The sequence below is a fragment of the Paenibacillus canaveralius genome, from assembly GCF_047238265.1.
Taxonomy (GTDB): domain Bacteria; phylum Bacillota; class Bacilli; order Paenibacillales; family NBRC-103111; genus Paenibacillus_F.
The window spans coordinates 2,448,601-2,467,379 of sequence record NZ_JBDFMM010000001.1 but is presented as its reverse complement, the minus strand read 5'-3'; the positions used below and the strand labels follow the sequence as shown (position 1 = coordinate 2,467,379).

Here is an 18,779-nt window from a genome sequence, read left to right as displayed (position 1 = left end):
ATGTCCATCTTCGTCAATATATCATCCCGGGAATGAACCGATCACGCAAATTTGTTGCGTGCACACGCAAAAATTTCCGATCCGGTGGAATCCGAATTGTGTCCAATGCTATGATTCTAGTTAACCCAAGCCCCTTGACACAGGAGAAGCGATACCAATGGAATTTCCAACTAAAAAGGGACAGGAAGCGCTTCCCGTTTCCCGGACCCTATTTACAGCCTTGATCGAACATGCGCCTGTCGGCATCTGTATGATGGAAAACGGCGCTTTAATATACGCGAACGACTCTTATGCCAAGCTTGTCGGCTATGAAACAGAAGAAATACGCCGGTCAAAAACCCGGCTTCTTGAACTTGTTCATCCCGATGACCGCTTCTTGGCGGCTCCGTTTTTCACCGAATCGGAGGGCGGCCGCAAGGGTTCCCCGGTCCGTATCCGCAAGCTGCATAAGAATGGACAATCGATTTATACGGAAATTCATCCGGCGACTGTACTTTTAAACGGAAAGAAGATCCAATACTGTACCGTAATAGATATTTCGGAGCAGATCAAGACACAGCGGCAGCTGCAGGAATCCCGTGAAGAAATGAATGCGCTGCTCATCAACAGTCCGGACGCCGTCTTTTCCCTGGACGAGCAAGGCCGATTTACAATCGTTAATCCCGGGTGCGAATCGTTAACGGGCTATACGAAGGACGAGCTGACCCACATGGCGTTCGTCACTCTCATTGATCCCGCTGACCTGCAATCCGCCTTGGACCTTTTTGACGACGCAAAACGCGGATTTTCCGGAAGCACGGACCTGCGGATCATCTGTAAAGACGGTAACAAAATCTCCGTAAATGTGGCTCATTTTCCCGTGAGGATAGAGGGATTGCTCACCGGCACTTACGGAATCGCCCGGGATACGAGCGTCCTGGCTGATGCAGTCCGGCAGTTGAAGGAATTCGCCTATGCCGATCCGGTTACCGGCCTGCTGAGCCGGAAGCTGTTTGAAGACCGGCTGGAGCAGACGATCCGTTTCTCGAGAGACGGCCGTCTTCCTTTTGCCGTCCTTTCCATGAACTTGAACCAATTCCGGAGAATTAACGATTCTTACGGTCACCAGTTGGGTGACGATCTGCTCGTTCTTGTCGCCGCCCGTATCCGCGGGCACCTGCGGCTGACAGATACACTAAGCCGCTTTGCGGGAGACGAATTCACCCTCATTCTGCCCGAAACATCACAGGAGGAGGCGGTACGTCTCATCTGCTCTATCCTCGACGGGATGCGGGAGCCTTTTGTCGTGAATGGGCATTCCGTAGCTTTAACGGCCAGCATAGGAGTCGCATTCAGCCGAGGCGGCGGTGAGAATGCACAAGATATGATCCGGCATGCAAACACGGCCATGGACCGCTCCAAGAAGCTTCGTACGGGCGCTTATACCGTCTACACGGAAGAAATGGATCTGCAAACCTCCTACAAACTCCAAATTCAGCGGGACCTGGAGACGGCCGCGGCCAAAAACGAGCTGGAGCTTTTTTATCAGCCTATCATGGCGTTGAAAACCGGCAAGCTGACCGCAATGGAAGCTTTGATCCGCTGGAATCACCCCCGGCTCGGATACGTTCCGCCCGCCGATTTCATTCCGGTGGCCGAGGAATGCGGCCTTATTCTGCCTATTGGCATCTGGGTTCTGCAAACGGCCTGCAGGCAGGCCAAAAAATGGCAGGCGTCCGGAGCGGGTCCGTTTAAAGTCGCGGTGAACGTTTCGACCAAGCAATTGCAGCAGCCTTTTTTTGCCGAGCATGTTCTATCGGTTATGAATGAGGCGGAGCTTGAACCTGCATGGATTGAACTGGAAATTACGGAAAGCGTTCTGCTGGACGACGTCCATGCGATTAAAGAAAGTTTGCTGAAACTTAAAGAGGCGGGGATTTGCATTTCAATAGACGATTTCGGCACAGGGTACACCTCCCTGAACTATCTGCGCGAATACCCTTTCGACAAAGTAAAAATAGACCGGGCGTTCATCGAAGACATTAACCGGGATTTGAACGGGAAACGGATCGCGTCCGCCATCATTTCGCTGGCACACAGCCTGCACATGGACGTTGTAGCCGAAGGCATCGAGAACGAGCTCCAATACGAGTACCTGCTCGGTGAAAATTGTAATGAAGGGCAGGGTTATTATTTCAGCCGCCCTCTTCCCGCAGATTCCCTGACAGGCCTGCTGAACTGCCCATGAAAACAAAACACGTGCGCAAAGGGCTGACGCTGCGCCTAATTTTAAGCCTACTCGTTGTTGCTACCGCTTTCCTGACGGCTGCCGTAAGCGGATATGCCGCCTATCAGGCCAACCTGAAGTCTTTGTCCACCAGTTATCTGGAAAGTAATTCACATTATGCCCAGAAGCTTTCCGCCAACACGGGCAACCTGCTCAATCTGATGCAGACGAGTATGAGTTCGATCGCACAATTAGCGGGAAAGCAGTCGTTTTCCGAAAAGGACCTCGACATGTGGTTCACATTCAACCGGCAGTACTTTAATTCGGTTTTTGTCGCGGATAAGGAGCGGGATATAGAAGTGGCGCTGCCTGCCGACGCCGGTGCCGTTGTAGGCACACGACTGCTGTCCGAAGCGTCCAGACGTGCGGTTGAGTTTAAAAAGCCGTTTATTTCCGAGCCGTATGTCGGTACAACAGGACGTCTGATCGTGCTCGTCTCCTCGCCCATTTTTAATGGGGATGGCTCTTATGACGGCTTTGTCGGCGGCACAATTTATCTGGAGGAAGAAAACTCCCTTAGCAAGCTGCTGAAAGAACATTTTTACGGGAACGGGTCCTACGTCTATGTCGTTGATAAAGAGTCCCGGCTTATTTTTCATCCCAACAAAGAGCGGATTTATCAAATTGTCTCCAGCAACGAAGTCATTCAAAAAGCGCTGGCGGGCAAAAACGGTGCCCAAAAAATCGTAAATTCGGAAGGACACGAATTTTTTGCCGGCTATGCGTTTGAACCGATGAGCGGTTGGGGAATTATTTCCCAGACGCCCACCCGTGTGCTGGAGGAACCCCTTGAACAGATGATTTCGCACCTGCTGATGCAGGCGCTTCCCCTGCTCGGCGTAGTGCTGACCGTCGCCTGGTGGCTGGCGAGCTGGATTACGAGACCTCTTTATACGCTGGCCCGGTATTCGGAGGAATCGGCCGTCCATGGCAACCTGACGGTGCCCGCTTCCCCCAGCATTCATTCCGGGCTGTACGAGGTAAGGCAGCTCTACCATAGCATCAATTCCAATCTCAACCGGCTGAAAGCGGAATCGCTTACCGACGGTTTGACGGGTCTTGCCAACCGCAAAGCGTTCGACCTTCTTATTGCCGAATGGGCGGAGCGGAAACTTCCTTTCACCCTCATTCTGATGGACGTCGATCATTTCAAAAAAATCAACGACCTCCACGGTCACCTTATCGGGGATGAAGTGCTGAAATATTTGGCCTCGACGCTTCACTCTTTTTCAAGAGAAGAAGATTTATGCTTCCGTTACGGCGGTGAGGAATTCGGAATTTTGCTGAAGGGCTGTGATCTCGGCCGGGCTACCCGCATTGCAGAACGGCTGCGTGAAAAAGTGGAGAGAAGCAAGAGTCCGATCGCTCAGCCCTTGACGGTATCGATCGGCGTGTCCTTCTCTTACAGCCGGGATACCGACGTCAAAACGATCATCGAAATGGCGGATAATGCCCTCTATCAGTCCAAAACCGACGGAAGAAACCGGATTACGATTTACTCGTGACGGACTGCCCATGAAAAAAACGGCGGGAAAACCTGAAACTGCATGTGCAGATCCGGTCTTTTCCGCCGTTTCATGTTTGCCGGGGGCCTGCCCGACGTTCTCCGCGCAGCGTCAGCCCAGTTCCAGCCAGGCCGCCATGTCCGCGTCCAGCCGCGCTTGCAGCTCTTCCCGCTCGCGCCACCGCGCTTCCAGCAGCAGGGTATCGCCGCAGCCGCCCAGCTGCTGCAGCTCCCGCGTCCGCTGATGCCAGCTGTGCTTCCAGCGCGGCGATCTGCGCCTCCAGCTGCAGCCGCTTCCGCTCGGCTGCCCGCGCCCCGGCAGCCGCGGCTTTCGCTGCGGCCTTTGCCTCCGCAGCGGAGACTGGCGGCCCGCTCGGGCGCTGGACGGCGCCGGCTTCGCCCGGTGGCGGCCCGCTCGGGCGCTGTGCGGCGCCGGCCTCGCTCGCTGGCGGCTCGCTCGGGCGCTGTGCGGTGCCGGCCATGCTCGCTGGCGGCCCGCTCGGGCGCTGTGCGGTGCCGGCCATGCTCGCTGGCGGTCCGCTCGAGCGCTGTGCGGCATCGGCTCCGCCCGGTGGCGGCCCGCTCGGGCGCTGTGCAGCGTCTGCTGCGCCGGACGGCTGTCGTGCGCTCCCACGAACGGCAGCTGCCTGCTCCAGCTCGCGCTTTTTCGTCCGGTATTCGTCAAAATGTCCGATATAACTCGTTATTTTTCCACCATGAAGCTCCCAGATCCGCTGCGCAAGACGGTTAATGAAATACCGGTCATGGGATATGGCAAGCAGAGTTCCCGGATATTCTTCCAATGCTTCTTCAAGAGCTTCCCGGGAAGCAATGTCGAGATGATTGGTCGGCTCATCGAGCAGCAGAAGATTCGGTTTTCGGCGGATAAGCAGCGCGAGCCGGAGACGGGACCACTCCCCTCCCGACAGCATGCTAACCGGTTTAAACACATCCGTCCCATAAAAAAGATACTTCGCAAGAATCCCTCTTGCTTCACCTTCTTCGACCCGTGCTTCGATCCTAAAGTAGTCGAGGACCGTCTTTTTAGGGTCCCTTGCCTCTTCCTGCTGTGCCATATAGCCGATCTCCACACGCGATCCAAGCTCCAGCTCTCCGCGATCCGGAACTTCCAAGCCAAGCAGCAGCTTAAACAAAGTTGTTTTCCCCGTCCCGTTATCTCCGACCAGCACAATTTTCTCGCCGTATTGAATTCTCTCTTCCGCTCCAGTCAAAATCGCGCGCTCTCCATAAGATTTATACACGCCTGTGAACTCCGCAACCCGTTTCCCCGAGCGGTCCTTGAGGTTCAAAGCGAAATCGGCGCTTTTGTGGTCTAGTGTCGGCCGCTTTATTACCTGCATACGTTCCAATGCTTTGCGCATGGAGGCCGCCCTCTTGAAAAACTTCTCGTTGTCCCCCATCCGCCCCCATTCTTCCAGCTTCCGGATCGTGTCCTTCATTTTTTTGATAACTTTCTGCTGCTCCTGGTACTGCGCAAACTGCTGCAGCAGGCGTTCTTCCTTTTCTCTCATATACCCGCTATAGTTTGTTTCGTACGTGAGAGCTTCCCCATCTTCCAATTCCATTATTTTAGAGGCAGTACGGTCGAGAAAATAACGGTCATGCGAAACGAGAATACAAGCTCCGGGATACCCTTGCAAAAACTGCTCCAGCCACTCGATTCCCCTTAAGTCCAAATGATTCGTCGGTTCGTCAAGCAGCAGCAGGTCCGGCTGCATAATTAGCTGAGAAGCGAGAACGACCCGTGTTTTTTCCCCGCCTGATAAAGTAGAAAACTGCCGGGCATAGGTCTCTTTCGAGATCTGAAGCCCCACTGCCACGGAGTCTATAGCAGCATCCAATTCATAGCCGCCTCCCCGCTCGAAGCGTTCCTGAACCGACGCGTACGCGTCCAGCAATTTCTGCATACGAATCGTATGATCCGAAACACCCGGGTCGGCCATTTCATGTTCCAATACCCTCATTTCCTGCGAACAGGCTGTTAAATGTCGGCAGCCATAAGCGAGCACTTCACGTACCGTAAGTCCTTCGAACTCCGCGGGTATTTGTGGCAAATAACCGATGGTAAGCTCTTTTTTGATTGTCAGCATCCCTCCGTCTATGCCCTGATGGCGGGAAATAAGCTGGAGCAGCGTTGATTTCCCACTCCCGTTTCGGCCGATCAGACCGATTTTTTCGCCTTCATGTACCTCAAATGTGACTTCACTCAGAATGAGATTAGCCGCGTGATATTTCTTTATTTGTTGACCGTTAACAAGTATCATTAGGGATCCTCCTAGGAATGAAGACCCTTTTCCATACGACAAAAAAGAGCCGCGGCAGTAAGCCCGCGACCCTTCTTCGGATGCAAAACTATCCGTATCGGTTAAGGTAGGCGTCTTCTCGCGATTGGGTGTACCGTATTCATGAAAATGGACAGACTTCTCCCGTTAATCGGAAAAGCATGAACGATGCCAGCCATAGCAATCGGCAGCTGGCTAATACGGTCGTTAACCTTCTCGAGATTCACCTACCTCACCTCCCATCATAAAAGTTACGTTTACTTTAGCATGAAGTTTACAATGTTTGCAAGTTCCTTTTTCCGAAATAATCTCATGCTCTTTTTGAGCCTTTAATACCCGGGCTTTAACATGATGCGAAGGTTATCAATCCAGATAGCTAGCGATCCCTTTTTCCATGAGATAGTCCATTTCGGCATCCAGAATATTGTCCACCGTCAGTTCATCCAGCTTAATGTCAGGCCGGCTTAACACATAATCGGCAATATCGTCACTGTCGATATCGACCTCACCCTTAGCGTTTTTATGAGCCTTGTTAATATAATCCTGCTCGTATTTCAGCACGGATTTTATTTTTTGGGGGTCCGCTTTCGTTTTCCCCGCTATGTAAGCTATGAGCTCCTGCTCGTTGATCTGCTCCGCCATCAAATTCCATCTCCTCGTCCATTCGGTATCCAACTGCCATTGTACCACATTAGAGAAGAAAAAATTAAATCATTGGAGCTCCCGCACGTAGCGGGAGCGGCGGATGCTGTACGGTAAAGAATGTTATGCAGACATCTTAAGACTGCTTGGTGTGTGCGGCACCGCACTCGTACGGCGTCTGCCGCTGCGCAGAATGTGATTCTGGGCTAAACCGAGGGCAACTGCCGGCTCGACTTCATCCCGTTGAGCAAGCTCGACAAGAAGGGCGATATCCCCCATTTCATAAGCGGCTGCCATCATTCGCAGATAAGCTTTCATCCCGTTCTCTGAAGGGGCGTCATGCGTACATGTCTCGATGTCTCTTCTCACGGCTTCCAGGGACTGGCGGGCACGGTGCAGGGCGGCTTTCACCGCTCCTTCCGTAGTTCCGAGTCTAACCGCAGTCTCAAGACTGGAAAACCCGAGCACATCCCGGAGCAGAAAAACCGTTCTTTGCAGAGGAGGCAAACGCTTAACCAAAATGAGAAAGGTTTCTTCGATTTCTAAAAGCTCCAAAAGTCCCTCTTTCCGCATTAATGCCTGCGCCTGTTCATCTTTCATAATTCGGGCCAGAACCTGCTTTCGCCGCGATTGATCGATCCACATGTTTTTTGCGATGCGAAGCAGCGTAGCTTCTATGTTGCCGTGCCCGTTTCCTTGAGAAGAGATCGCTCTCAGCCATGTCTCCTGAGCCAGATCCTCTGCATCCCATGTTGACTTCGTCATGGACAGACAATACCTTTTTAACGTTTGTTGCAGCTGATTGATTCGGCTGCTGTCCTTTTCTTTTCCGTTTAATAGGAAATCCGTCGTCGCCATCGGTACCTCCCCCTTTTTTCCTGCGCCGTTCGAGTGCATCGGCTCCCGGCCTGTAATGAACCTTTTTATATTCTGAGTGTCATTTTCCGGTTTTATTATCCTTTTGCAAAACGGCTTCATTTTATAACGGCAATGCCGTTGTAACCAGTAAACGAACGAACGTCCGTAAAGGATACGCCGTTTCACCAACTTTTGAAATTATTTTTTGGTTAAAAATTAATTGCCCTCTTCCGTATCTTTTGGAGGAGCGCATTCGTTTACAAGGAGAAATGCCATAACGAAACACACTGGAGGTTTTTAACGATGAGTAACTACGTCCCTTACGTCGTGGAGCAAACGAGTCGCGGTGAGAGATCTTACGATATTTATTCACGGTTGTTGAAAGACCGCATCGTGTTTTTGGGGGCGGCAATCGATGATCAGGTAGCCAACAGCATTATCGCCCAGCTTTTATTTCTCGAAGCCGAAGATCCGCAAAAGGAAATCAGCTTGTACATCAACAGTCCCGGCGGTTCAACCTCGGCCGGATTTGCCATTTACGACGCTATGCAGCTCGTAAAGCCTCCTGTGCATACGATATGTACGGGGTTTGCCGCTTCATTTGCCGCTATTCTTTTGCTGGCCGGTGAGAAAGGCAAGCGATTCGCGCTGCCCAACAGCGAGATCATGATACATCAGCCTCACGGCGGCGTCCAGGGCCAGGCAAGCGATATCGCCATAAGCGCCAAAAGGATACTCGGCATACGTGAAAGACTGAACCGGATCACTTCCGAACGCACCGGACAGCCCGTTGACAAAGTCGACCGGGACATGGACAGGGACTATTTCATGTCAGCCGAAGAAGCCAAGGAATACGGGATTATCGATCATGTTGTGACGACAATTTCTTAATGAAAATTTCTTCGTAAGATCTACGCATCTACGTTGTCTGTCAGCACAGGTTCTGTATGAGCTAAGGGCCTGTGCTCCCTTATTCAACTGACCATCTAACGGCCCTGAATTTCGGTGAATACTGTTCTTTGTTAGAATCCGCTTTAGGACTTCCTGCTTGCTTCTCCCCCATTTTCATACTCCCGATAACTCGTCTTTCCTTAATGTATTTCCCATACTATGTCGGGGTCGATTAACCCGATTCTATTCGTCCTGTGCAAATCTATATCCTCCACGTCTTCTTTTTCCTGTACATTTTCATGCCTTGGAAGTCATCTAGGAGCAGGTTCGTGCACGTTAACCGTATTGCTTCAAAATACGAGGAATTCTAATTCTTCAGCAATCTACTTATAAATTCTCTCGTGGCAGTCTTCTTCCCAATTGTCCAGTACATAACCAACCACATGTGAAAATGCCATTGGATACTTCGTGATGCAGATCGGCAAGCTGCTTCTCTAGTAAACCTCTAAGCCTTCGGATTAAAAGGCATGACTCCTATCGAATGCTGGTACCTCGCACATTCTTAATTTCGTTCAACAGATAGCTTGATTCGCCTTGATAATCACCTTTTATGTGCTATTTGGAATTACTGTGACTAAGCTCTGCCAGTAATCCGTCCACTAAAAACCCACGTAAACAGGATCTGGTATACGCTAACTGCACCTCTGGCAATGCTTAAATTTTACCGGCTAATTTGAGCCTACCATAAGTCGGGTGGCTTGTTAAAGTAATGCATTTAGGTCTTGTCTCCGGATACAGAAAAAACGATCTCCCGCTTTAACGCGAGAGACCGTTTTTCAGCTAAAGACCGGCATGTAGAGCCGTTCCGTTTACAGAAATTCTTTAGCAACCGCACCTTTACCGGCAAGTTTGTCTTCCGGTTTTTCTTTGTCTGCGGTTTCCGATGGAATCTGGAATGTTCTTACCGCTCTTAACGCCAGCAGCAAAACTCCGCATGCCACTATGACAAGAGCACTGATGAACAAAACACTGTCCAGCTCAAAACGCAAGGCAAGAATGCCCCCGATAAACGCTCCAAGCGGTAGTGCCGCGTTGGACAAGGTATGAAGGAAAGCCATCACACGTCCCATCAACTCTGAAGGAGTGATAATCTGGATCAGTGAAGTCTGCAGCACGTTAATAATACCTGTAAATATACCCATCAGAAGGATCGCGGAAAGCTTCATCCACAGGGCCGGAACGATCGCGAACAGATACAGCGAAGCCCCCATAAGCAGCCAGGATACAGCGATCATCAGCCCGTTTTTTCTAAGCACGTTAATCAGAGCGGATCCTACGAATATACCGACGAAGAAGGCAACATACAGCAGGCTGTAGTAAATCGGCGATCCGTAAGAGACCGACATGGACGGAACGGTAATGATGAGAATCGACATGGAAAAATTGGTTAGTGCAAAGAACGGCAGCATAATTCTGAGAAATGGGCTGCTCGCGACAAACCGGTAACCTTCCACAAGCTCGTTCGTGTACTCTCTGATCTTCAGCGGTCCTCTCGGTGTGCTTTCAGAGGTTTTCCCGGGCTCCATCTGCTTCTTAAGCTGCATATAGATAAGTCCCGAAAGGAAGAGCATTCCGCTGGCCAGATAAAATGTGTTTTTCATGCCCAGAAGCAAAATAATGGAGGCTCCGACCAAGTACCCCGCCACATTAATCAACTGGTCCGTGGACGAGATCATGGCATTCGCTTTAACGATTCGGTCAGGTGACTGGATCAACTGAGGGAGCATCTTATTGTTAGCCGGATAGAACAACATGGAGAAGCAGGATGCAACGAACACAAGGACGAGTATCGCAAGCAAATTCGCGCCCCCGTCAGTGATGAGGAATGGCACCGCCAAGATCAACACAGCCTGAACGAATAAGGAGATGCTCGCCAGCAGCGACGGGGAATACCGGTCAACCAGCGGCCCCAGCAGAAAGCTGAAAATAGAAGCCGCTGAAATAGCGGTAAAAGTAAAGCTGGTGAATGAAACGGAAGCCGTCGATTTCTGGACGAAATACAGCAAAACAATCGAATAAATGCTATCCGCGATGTTGGCGGAGGTTCTGGACAAATAAAAGCGGACAAACAAACTGTTTTTAAATAAAGACACTACATTTCAACTCCTTACTGCTTGATGGTCTGGAAGGTAGGAATCGCGGACTCAAACATGCGACGGATCGTTTCTTCGTCTTCCTCATAAGGCAGCAGGATAGAAATGTGCAAGCGGATGCCCGTATGCTGTACGGTAAAGTAAATGACAGGCCTAACTTCTGTTGAATACGTCTCCGGGTCTTCCAGGTCCTGCAGAAACTCCCCATCTTTACTTGTTTCACCAAGATAATTCACGATGATCGGCAAATTATGGAGACTGTTCTGTAAATAATAGCCGGACAGCGGGTACTCCTCCTCCGTTTGCCGGTTAAAGATCAGATTAAAAAAGTTTAGATTATGCGTCGAAGCCTTTTGAAGAAGATTTTGTACATCTTTCGCTTCTTCATTAGAAGTTCCATCAAGCAGGATCGGAATTTGATCGATAAATTCGCCGATCGTGTCGTAGTAATGGCTTCCCGCATAATTTCTGCCGTAATTCGTAAGCCAGACCGGCACTTCTTTCAAGCCGAAATATCGAGAGAAAACCTGCTGCGCAAGGTCTAGAGCCGTTTGCCACATTCGCACAGATAGTTCCGCTTCCGCGGCCTGTCCTTCAAAGTTCATCACGTGCATAAACTTTGTCGCTTTGGAGCGGTTTTTTCCTTGAAAAGCATCGCCGATCACCGACGTTTGCTTGTGAAAATCTTCAAGACGGAACTGTTCACAAATCGCACTATCTCCGATACCAACCGGACCATTCCGGACTTGACGAACATAACTTCGGTACGATTGCTCCGTCTGGTTTTGATCGGACTCGGAGCCTGGTTTATCGTCCGCCTTATAAAACGCCAGAACGTCAGATCTCAGAATTTCGCTGCTCATGCCGTCAAAGATGACGTGCGAGCACGGCAGCAGCAGATAATGTTCCCGCAAGTTGAACGAAATTAGAGCAAACCGGTATAGTGCGCCGCCGCCTGCCAGTTCATATGGGCTGTAGTAGAGCTCCTTCATCAGACCAGACAAGATTCGCTGCTGCACGGAAGGCTTGTATGCCGACAAATCAACAAGGGGAAGAACGAATCCCTGTGTTTTTTCTTTCAGTTCCCACTCCCACAATTCTCCTGTCTGTACGAGCCGGCTTCTCAATAGATCATGCTTGTCGATCACGTGCTCCAAGGCCGCATTTAGCCGCTGCAGATCAAGTAATTCATTGAAAGAAAGGATTGTTCCCGATGCTTCGGGATAAGCCAAATGATATTCCTGAATCGGTGCCAAAGGATACCGTTCGGCAGTCGGCAGCTGCTCCAAGGCAGTCCCCCAAGCTTCGCTGGAAGATGATACGTTTTCCACAACTTGTAGCAGCATATCCTGGAAGTCCGTTTCCGAAAGTGTATAAGCTACTGGCGACAGTTCCTCTCCTGCCTCTCCATTCTGTCCCGTTACAATGTCATCCCGAACCCCGTGTCCAGCAGAGTTCTGTGATACGATGAAATGAGGGTGAACGTCCGTGTGGAAGCCGCGGCGGATAAATTCCTTAATCTCCGGCAACCGTTTCTTATGATCATTGGCGAGCTCCAGAAGCACCAACTTTTTGTCCTCGATCTTGTCTGCCTTTAACCTGAATCCGGAACCGAATTTTTCGTTCAGAAGCGTCTCCGCCTCCGTAATTGTCTTAACACCGGCATTGTCCCTGGAATCCACCGAATCTCCCTCAGACAATTCCAAGCTCGCATTTTCAGTCTCCTTAAAGGCAGGAAGAAGTTCCGACAAGCCGCGGATCGTCTGGATCTGAAACAACTGGTGCATCCCTATTTCCAGCCCCAACTCCTGAGCTTTTGATATGAGCTGGATAGCTTTAAGGGAGTGTCCGCCGAGTTCAAAGAAATTATCGTCGAGTCCGACTCTTTCCACACCGAGCACACTTTCCCATACGGCTGTCAAAAGTTTCTCCTTCGTATTTCTTGGAGGAGCATACGGCGATGAAGAAAGACTGTTCTGCTCCGGCTCCGGAAGTGCACGGCGGTCGATTTTGCCGTTTTTCGTAAGCGGCAGAACCGGCAGGAACACAAAGTTGGAAGGTATCATGTAATCGGGAATACGTCCGCTCAAGTACGCCTTCAACTCGGCAGTTGTAAGGTATTCGCTAGTTCCGATATACGCGCAAAGGTACTTCTGGCCCTCGGCGGATTCCTTAACGGTAACAAACGCCTCGTGCACCCATTCGTGCCCAAGCAGGCTGGTCTCGATTTCGCCCGGCTCAATCCGGTAGCCCCGGATTTTTACCTGCTGATCCATCCGTCCCAAATATTCGATGCTGCCGTCCGGCAGCCAGCGCCCCAAATCGCCTGTCCGGTACATTCTTTCACCAGTCCGGAACGGGTTTGGAACGAATTTTTCCCGAGTCAAATCCTCACGGTTCAGGTAACCCCTGGCCAGACCGTCACCGCCGACGCAAATTTCTCCTTGTAGACCGACAGGCAGCAGTCTGTCCGACGCATCAACCACATAGACGGTGGAATTCGCGATCGGCCGGCCGATCGGAATGTTTGAGTATTCCGTGTCGATGGGGAAGCAGCATGAGAACGTCGTATTTTCCGTCGGACCGTAGCCGTTTATTACCGTAAGCTGCGGACAAGCCTCTCTCACGGTACCAATCATGGTCGGCGACAGCACATCCCCGCCTACGAGCAGATAACGAAGTGGCGCAAACAAGGCCGGATTCGTTAAAGCCAACTGGTTGAAAAGCGGCGAAGTCAACCACATCGTGGTAATTTTATACGTTTCTAAAGCCTCTCCCAGCTTTCCGGCATGAAGGAACACGGATTCCGGCACAATACACAGTTGAAGCCCGTTAAGCAAAGCGCCCCAGATTTCAAACGTGCAGGCATCGAATACAAGCGCTCCGGTGAGGAGTATCCGATCCGACGGTCCGAACGTGACAAAATTGGTATTTTTGACAAGACGGACAACGCTTCGGTGTTCAATCATCACCCCTTTGGGCCGCCCGGTCGAACCGGAAGTGTACATGACATAAGCGAGAGAGTTCGCGTCCGCTGTGCCCGGTAAATTACTTTCGGAGCCGGTATACACGGAAGGGTCCCCCAAGCCTAACACGCTCCCTGTGAAGCCGCCCATCTTGCTTTGGGCAGATTCCGGGTCACCCGCAAGCATTATTACCGCCGCGCTGTCCTCCAGCATGTATGCGATCCGGTCTTGCGGATATGAAGGATCGATAGGCAGGAAGGCACCGCCCGCTTTGAGAATGGCAAGTATCCCGATAATCATTTCAGGTGACCGTTCGGCCATAATTCCGACCAGCGTATCCCGGCCGACACCGTTTTCCTTCAGCCTCCAGGCAAGCCTGTTAGCTTTTCGGTTAAGCTCGGCGTAAGTGATCTCCTGATCTTCAAAAAGAACAGCCGCTTTGTCAGGCCAAAGCGCTGCCTGTTCTTCAAACAATTCGTGAACGGCAGCGTTCCTCGGATACTCAGTCTTTGTCGCGTTGAATTGTTCAAGAATCAAGTCCCGCTCCCGGGCATTTAATAAATCGATGTCCGACAGTTTCATCTCCGGACTTTTGGAGATTTGCTTCAGTATCTGTATGAAATGATCGGCAAATTTACGGACCGTATCTTCTTTATACAGTTTTGTCGCATATTCCAAGCTGAAAGACAGACGAGGACCTTCCGGGCTTTCCGTTTCCTGAGCGGTCAGAGTCAGATCAAACTTGGAAATTCCGCTGTGATGCTCAATCGAAGCAAAATCAACGTCTCCTGTTTCCATTCCACGGGATTCCGTATTTTGCAGAACAAAAACGGTATCGAACAATGGGTTGCGGCTGACATCCCTGCGCAGCTGAAGCTTCAAAATCAAGTCCTCCAGCGGTACCAGCTGATTTTCAAACGCCTGAAGGGCATTCTGCTTCACCTCTGCGAGGAAAGCCTCGAATGTCTTCGAACCTGACGGATAGTTACGCAGAGGAAGAGTGTTCACGAACATCCCCAGTACGTTTTCCAAATCCGCATGAGGTCTTCCGGCAACGGGAGTTCCGATAATCAGATCATCCTGTCCGGAATACCGGGCAAGCAGCACGTTATAAGAGGCAAGCAGGATCATGAAAAGAGTCGCGCCATGATGCGAAACGGTTTGTTGCAACTGCCGTGTAAGCTCTTGATCCGCCTCGAAAGTGTAAACGGCCCCTTCAAAACTCTGGAGCTGAGGGCGCGCATAATCCAGTGGCATGTTCAAAACGGGAATTTCGCCGCTGAACGTATCGAGCCAAAACTTTTCCTGTATGGCCACGGTACCGTCCACCGATAATTGATTCTGCCACATCGTGTAATCTTTGTATTGGACGGAGAGCTTCCCTAGTTCCTCTCCCTGGTAGAGCCGTATAAACTCCTCTGTCATTCGTTCAAGAGAAGCACCGTCAGTTATAAGATGATGCATATCGATCAAGAGCAGATGGTGCTCGGTTTCCGTCTTAACGAGACCCGCACGCAGAAGAGGAGCCGTTCCCAAGTCGAACGGACGGATAAAACCTTCTGCAATTGTCCTTATATACATTTCTCGCTGGTTGTCCGTCCAATCTGCGGACAATTCGGCAAGCTCCATAAGGTCTACCTGAAATGCGATTTGTGACGGATCATGAATGACCTGCACATATTCCTCGTGAATTCGGGTAAAAGAAGTGCGAAGCGCTTCGTGCCTAACAATCAAGTTACGGAAAGCTTCATTGATCCGCTCCTTCTTAAGTAATCCTTTTACCTCAAGAATCAAAGGAACATTGTAGGCTGTTGCGGCTCCCGAGATTTCCTGTACGACGAGCAGTCTGCGCTGAGCCGGGGATACCGGGTACCACGGTTTGTCGGGAGCCCTCGGGATCGGTACGTATGCCGCCTCCGTACCGGCATTTGCGGTGATTGCCGCAGCCTGTGCTTGAAGCGTTTGGGCTTCAAATATTTTTCGCAGAGAAAGCTCCACACCGAATTCCTTCGAAATTTTCGCAAGAAGTAGCGCTGCTTTCAGGGAATGTCCGCCCCGTTCGAAAAAATTATCGTGAAGGCTTATACGATCCGCGCTAAGCACTTCCTCCCATAAAGAAGCCAGACGCACTTCCGTCTCGGACTCCGGTGCGGTGTACTCATCGGAAGCACCGGAAGCCGGATCGGGCGCTTGAAGCGCTTTTCTGTCGATCTTGCCGTTTGGCGTCAAAGGAAACTCCTGCAGCGGGATAAAATGCGCGGGCACCATGTAAGAAGGCAGACCCGATGCCATATGTTCGCGAAGCTCCGAGGCTGCCGGAGAATCCCCTTCGAAAGTGTAATAGGCGCACAATGTTTTTTCCGACGAAATTTCGTGAACGAGCACGATCGTCTCCCGTACACGGCCGTGCTGCAGCAAGCGCGTTTCGATTTCACCCAATTCGATACGGTAGCCCCGGATTTTAACTTGGTGATCGATACGGCCTAAATATTCCAAATTGCCGTCAGGCAGCCATCTGGCAAGATCTCCCGTACGGTACATTTTTCGTCCGGGTGCGAAAGGATTCGGAACAAATTTTTCCCCGGTGAGAGCTTCACGATGTAAATAGCCGCGCGACAAAGCTTCTCCGCCGATACAAAGCTCCCCCGCCGTTCCTTGAGGCACAAGCTGAAAATCCGCATTCACAAGATAAATCTGCGTATTATACAGCGGCTTCCCTATCGGAATCGCCCGATGACTTTCCACAACTGTCCCTCGCTTAGCTTCCCACACCGTTGCGCAAATTGTCGCCTCCGTAGGACCGTAAGCATTAAAATAATCCACATGCGGGCTCCATCTGCGGACAAGCTCAGGTGAAGATTCGGAACCGCCCGTTATCAGTATCCGCAAGGAAGGCAACCTTACCGGATCTAAATAAACAGCGAATGTAGGCGGAAGCATGGCAAGCGTGATTTCATTCTCCCGGACAAACGCTTCAAAGGAATCCAGTTGAACCAGCTTCTCTTTTGGAGAAAGGTACAGTCCACCGCCCAAAAAAAGCGCCATGTACATTTCCCATACGGAAGCGTCGAACGAAAAACTGGCGAACTGCACAATACGGTCCTCGGGACCCAATCCCAGCGTATTCTCGTAAAACAGCTTCATATTAGCCATACCCCGGTGCTCGATCATGACGCCTTTAGGCTTGCCTGTTGTTCCCGATGTGTAGATCACATAAGCGAGGTGGTCTGATGTAACCGGCACACACGGATTTTTCTCATTTCCCGTATACCACTTCTCATCTTCCATAAAGACCGTATGCCCGGTAAATTCCGTACTGCCCATAAGATGCCGATGCGTAAGCAAAATCCCGGTTCCGCTGTCTTCGAGCATATACGTGATTCTCTCCTGCGGGTACTCGGGATCAACCGGTAAGTAGGCTCCACCCGCTTTTAGGATGGCAAGAATTCCGATCACCATTTCGGGAGAACGTTCGGGCATAATAGCTACAATGGTGTCCGGACCAACACCCAGCCCCTGCAGAGCGGCCGCAAGACGGTTGGAACGTGCATTCAGCTCGCTGTAAGTATACCGCCTGTCCTCAAACGAGACGGCGACATGGCCGGGATGTTTCTCCACCTGCTCTTCGAACAAGCCGTGAATTGTAGCTTGCCGGGCGTATGGGGCGGCCGTGTCGTTCAGTTCTTCAAGAAGCAGCCTTCTCTCATCATCAGACAGCATGCCGATTTGGGATAGCTGTAAATTCTTATCCCGGGCAATTTCCCGGAGAATCTGCAGATAATGGCCGGCTAACCGTTCGACAGTTTGCTTCGCATACAACTTGGTCGCGTACTCGAACGTGAACGTCAGCTCTTCACCCTCCTCTGCGAGAAGAGAAAGATCAAATTTGGAAACACCTGACTGCGCCTCATAAGGTTCCAGGAGCAGCCTGTCCATTTCCATAGACCGCGGAGCTTTATTCTGCAAAGTAAAAACCGTATCGAATAACGGGTTACGGCTGACATCCCGGCGAAGACCGAGCTTTTCAAGCAGACTTTCAAGAGGATACTCCTCATGGTCAAAAGCTCCCAGAGTTCCTTCCTTAACTTCGTTTAAGAAAGAAAGGAACGTTTTGGATCCGGCAGGTGACTGGCGGATAGCCAGCGTATTCACGAACATCCCGATAAGCGGCTGAAGCTGCGTGTGAGTCCGGCCCGCGACCGGAGTTCCGACGATGATGTCTTCCTGGTCGGTATATTTGTGAAGCAGAACGTAATAGGCCGCAAGCAGTACCATATACAGCGTGGAACCGGACTCCGAGGCCAGACGGCGTAGCTTTTCCGCAAGCCCCCGCTCCGTTTGGAATTCGCAGCGTTCCCCTTCAAAGCTCTGCAGCTGTGGTCTCGGGTAATCGGCGGGCATGTTCAGGACGGGAATTTCGTCTTTAAACACGTTCAACCAGTACTGTTCCTGTTTAAGGAACACACCGTCACGAATCCTCTCCTGCTGCCAATGCGCGTATTCCTTGTAATGAACAGCCAGTCCAGGCAGACTTTCTCCACGATAAATCCGGTTAAATTCTTCCGCCAAAATTTGCAGCGACAGACCGTCCGAGACAGCGTGATGCATATCCGTCATCAAAAGATGCCGCTCTGGCCTCAACCGGATCAAGGCCGCTCTGAACAACGGGGCCCGGCTCACATCAAACGGCCGGACAAAAGAGGAAACGCATCTGTCGATGACGTTTCTCTCCTCTTCCTCGTTTGAAACCGTTTCTTCGGAATAGTCCAGCTTAAAGACGATCTTGTCCGGTTCATGGATGATTTGTTCGTATTCTCCATCCGTCTTCCGGAAAGAAGTCCGCAGCGTTTCGTGTCTGGAAATCAGCACCTGAAACGTTTTTTGAATCTTTTCGGCTTCTACCGGTCCTGAAACAAGCAGGACGAAAGGCATATTATAAGCGGCCGCCGTATCTCCGATTTCCTGAATCAGGAGCAATCTTTTCTGGCTGGCCGATACCGGATAAGCGTCCTTTTTTTCCAGAGGCCGCAGCCCGGCCGGCGAGCCTGTTCCGACTCCTGCCGGGCGGGATGAGGACAATCCTTCCTGAGCAAGCCTCGCTTCCAGAAGTTTACGTTTTTCCGGCGAGAGACTCGCTATTCGCTTCGATAAATCCACTTGGCGCACTCCCTCTCCTGGTCTGTATCGTCTGCACCG

The 18,779-nt window shown here is 51.1% G+C and carries 9 protein-coding genes; 3 read left to right on the top strand and 6 right to left on the bottom strand.

Annotated features, from left to right (window positions below; genetic code table 11):
* Window positions 1–157: 157 nt before the first annotated feature.
* Together ABC395_RS11395 and ABC395_RS11390 are read left to right on the top strand one after the other, a co-directional pair.
* On the top strand, window positions 158–2,227 hold the full coding sequence (locus tag ABC395_RS11395) for a sensor domain-containing protein (protein ID WP_413003096.1): 2,070 nt from the start codon (window positions 158–160) through the stop codon (window positions 2,225–2,227).
* Window positions 2,224–3,771, top strand: coding sequence for a sensor domain-containing diguanylate cyclase (locus tag ABC395_RS11390; RefSeq protein ID WP_413003095.1), 1,548 nt, complete (start codon window positions 2,224–2,226; stop codon window positions 3,769–3,771). Before ABC395_RS11395 ends, ABC395_RS11390 begins: the two co-directional genes overlap by 4 nt.
* A 70-nt stretch (window positions 3,772–3,841) precedes the next feature.
* On the opposite strand, the gene abc-f is transcribed toward ABC395_RS11390, so the two are convergent.
* From abc-f to ABC395_RS11370, 4 genes are all read right to left on the bottom strand, one after another.
* On the bottom strand, window positions 3,842–6,055 hold the full coding sequence (gene abc-f, locus ABC395_RS11385; RefSeq protein WP_459564676.1) for a ribosomal protection-like ABC-F family protein: 2,214 nt from the start codon (window positions 6,053–6,055) through the stop codon (window positions 3,842–3,844).
* Between the two features lie 101 nt (window positions 6,056–6,156).
* Window positions 6,157–6,300, bottom strand: a complete 144-nt coding sequence (locus tag ABC395_RS11380) for an RAxF-45 family protein (RefSeq protein WP_413003093.1) — start codon at window positions 6,298–6,300, stop codon at window positions 6,157–6,159.
* A gap of 136 nt (window positions 6,301–6,436) precedes the next feature.
* Window positions 6,437–6,715 (bottom strand): hypothetical protein, encoded by a 279-nt coding sequence (locus ABC395_RS11375; RefSeq protein ID WP_413003092.1) that lies wholly within the window; start codon window positions 6,713–6,715, stop codon window positions 6,437–6,439.
* Window positions 6,716–6,838: 123 nt separating this feature from the next.
* Window positions 6,839–7,573, bottom strand: coding sequence for an RNA polymerase sigma factor (locus tag ABC395_RS11370; RefSeq protein ID WP_413003090.1), 735 nt, complete (start codon window positions 7,571–7,573; stop codon window positions 6,839–6,841).
* A gap of 303 nt (window positions 7,574–7,876) precedes the next feature.
* Between ABC395_RS11370 and clpP the strand changes: the two genes are divergently transcribed.
* Window positions 7,877–8,464, top strand: coding sequence for an ATP-dependent Clp endopeptidase proteolytic subunit ClpP (gene clpP / locus ABC395_RS11365; protein ID WP_413003088.1), 588 nt, complete (start codon window positions 7,877–7,879; stop codon window positions 8,462–8,464).
* An 869-nt stretch (window positions 8,465–9,333) separates the two neighbouring features.
* Here clpP and ABC395_RS11360 read toward each other — a convergent pair.
* Window positions 9,334–10,617, bottom strand: coding sequence for an MFS transporter (locus ABC395_RS11360; RefSeq protein ID WP_413003086.1), 1,284 nt, complete (start codon window positions 10,615–10,617; stop codon window positions 9,334–9,336).
* Between the two features lie 14 nt (window positions 10,618–10,631).
* On the bottom strand, window positions 10,632–18,740 hold the full coding sequence (locus ABC395_RS11355) for an amino acid adenylation domain-containing protein (RefSeq protein ID WP_413003084.1): 8,109 nt from the start codon (window positions 18,738–18,740) through the stop codon (window positions 10,632–10,634).
* Window positions 18,741–18,779: the final 39 nt, after the last annotated feature.

Excerpts from the sequence above, each read along its gene's own strand:
- ABC395_RS11395 (WP_413003096.1), top strand. The coding sequence starts at position 158 with ATGGAATTTCCAACTAAAAAGGGACAGGAAGCGCTTCCCGTTTCCCGG.
- ABC395_RS11390 (WP_413003095.1), top strand. The coding sequence starts at position 2,224 with ATGAAAACAAAACACGTGCGCAAAGGGCTGACGCTGCGCCTAATTTTA.
- abc-f (WP_459564676.1), bottom strand. The coding sequence starts at position 6,055 with ATGATACTTGTTAACGGTCAACAAATAAAGAAATATCACGCGGCTAAT.
- ABC395_RS11375 (WP_413003092.1), bottom strand. The coding sequence starts at position 6,715 with ATGGCGGAGCAGATCAACGAGCAGGAGCTCATAGCTTACATAGCGGGG.
- ABC395_RS11370 (WP_413003090.1), bottom strand. The coding sequence starts at position 7,573 with ATGGCGACGACGGATTTCCTATTAAACGGAAAAGAAAAGGACAGCAGC.
- clpP (WP_413003088.1), top strand. The coding sequence starts at position 7,877 with ATGAGTAACTACGTCCCTTACGTCGTGGAGCAAACGAGTCGCGGTGAG.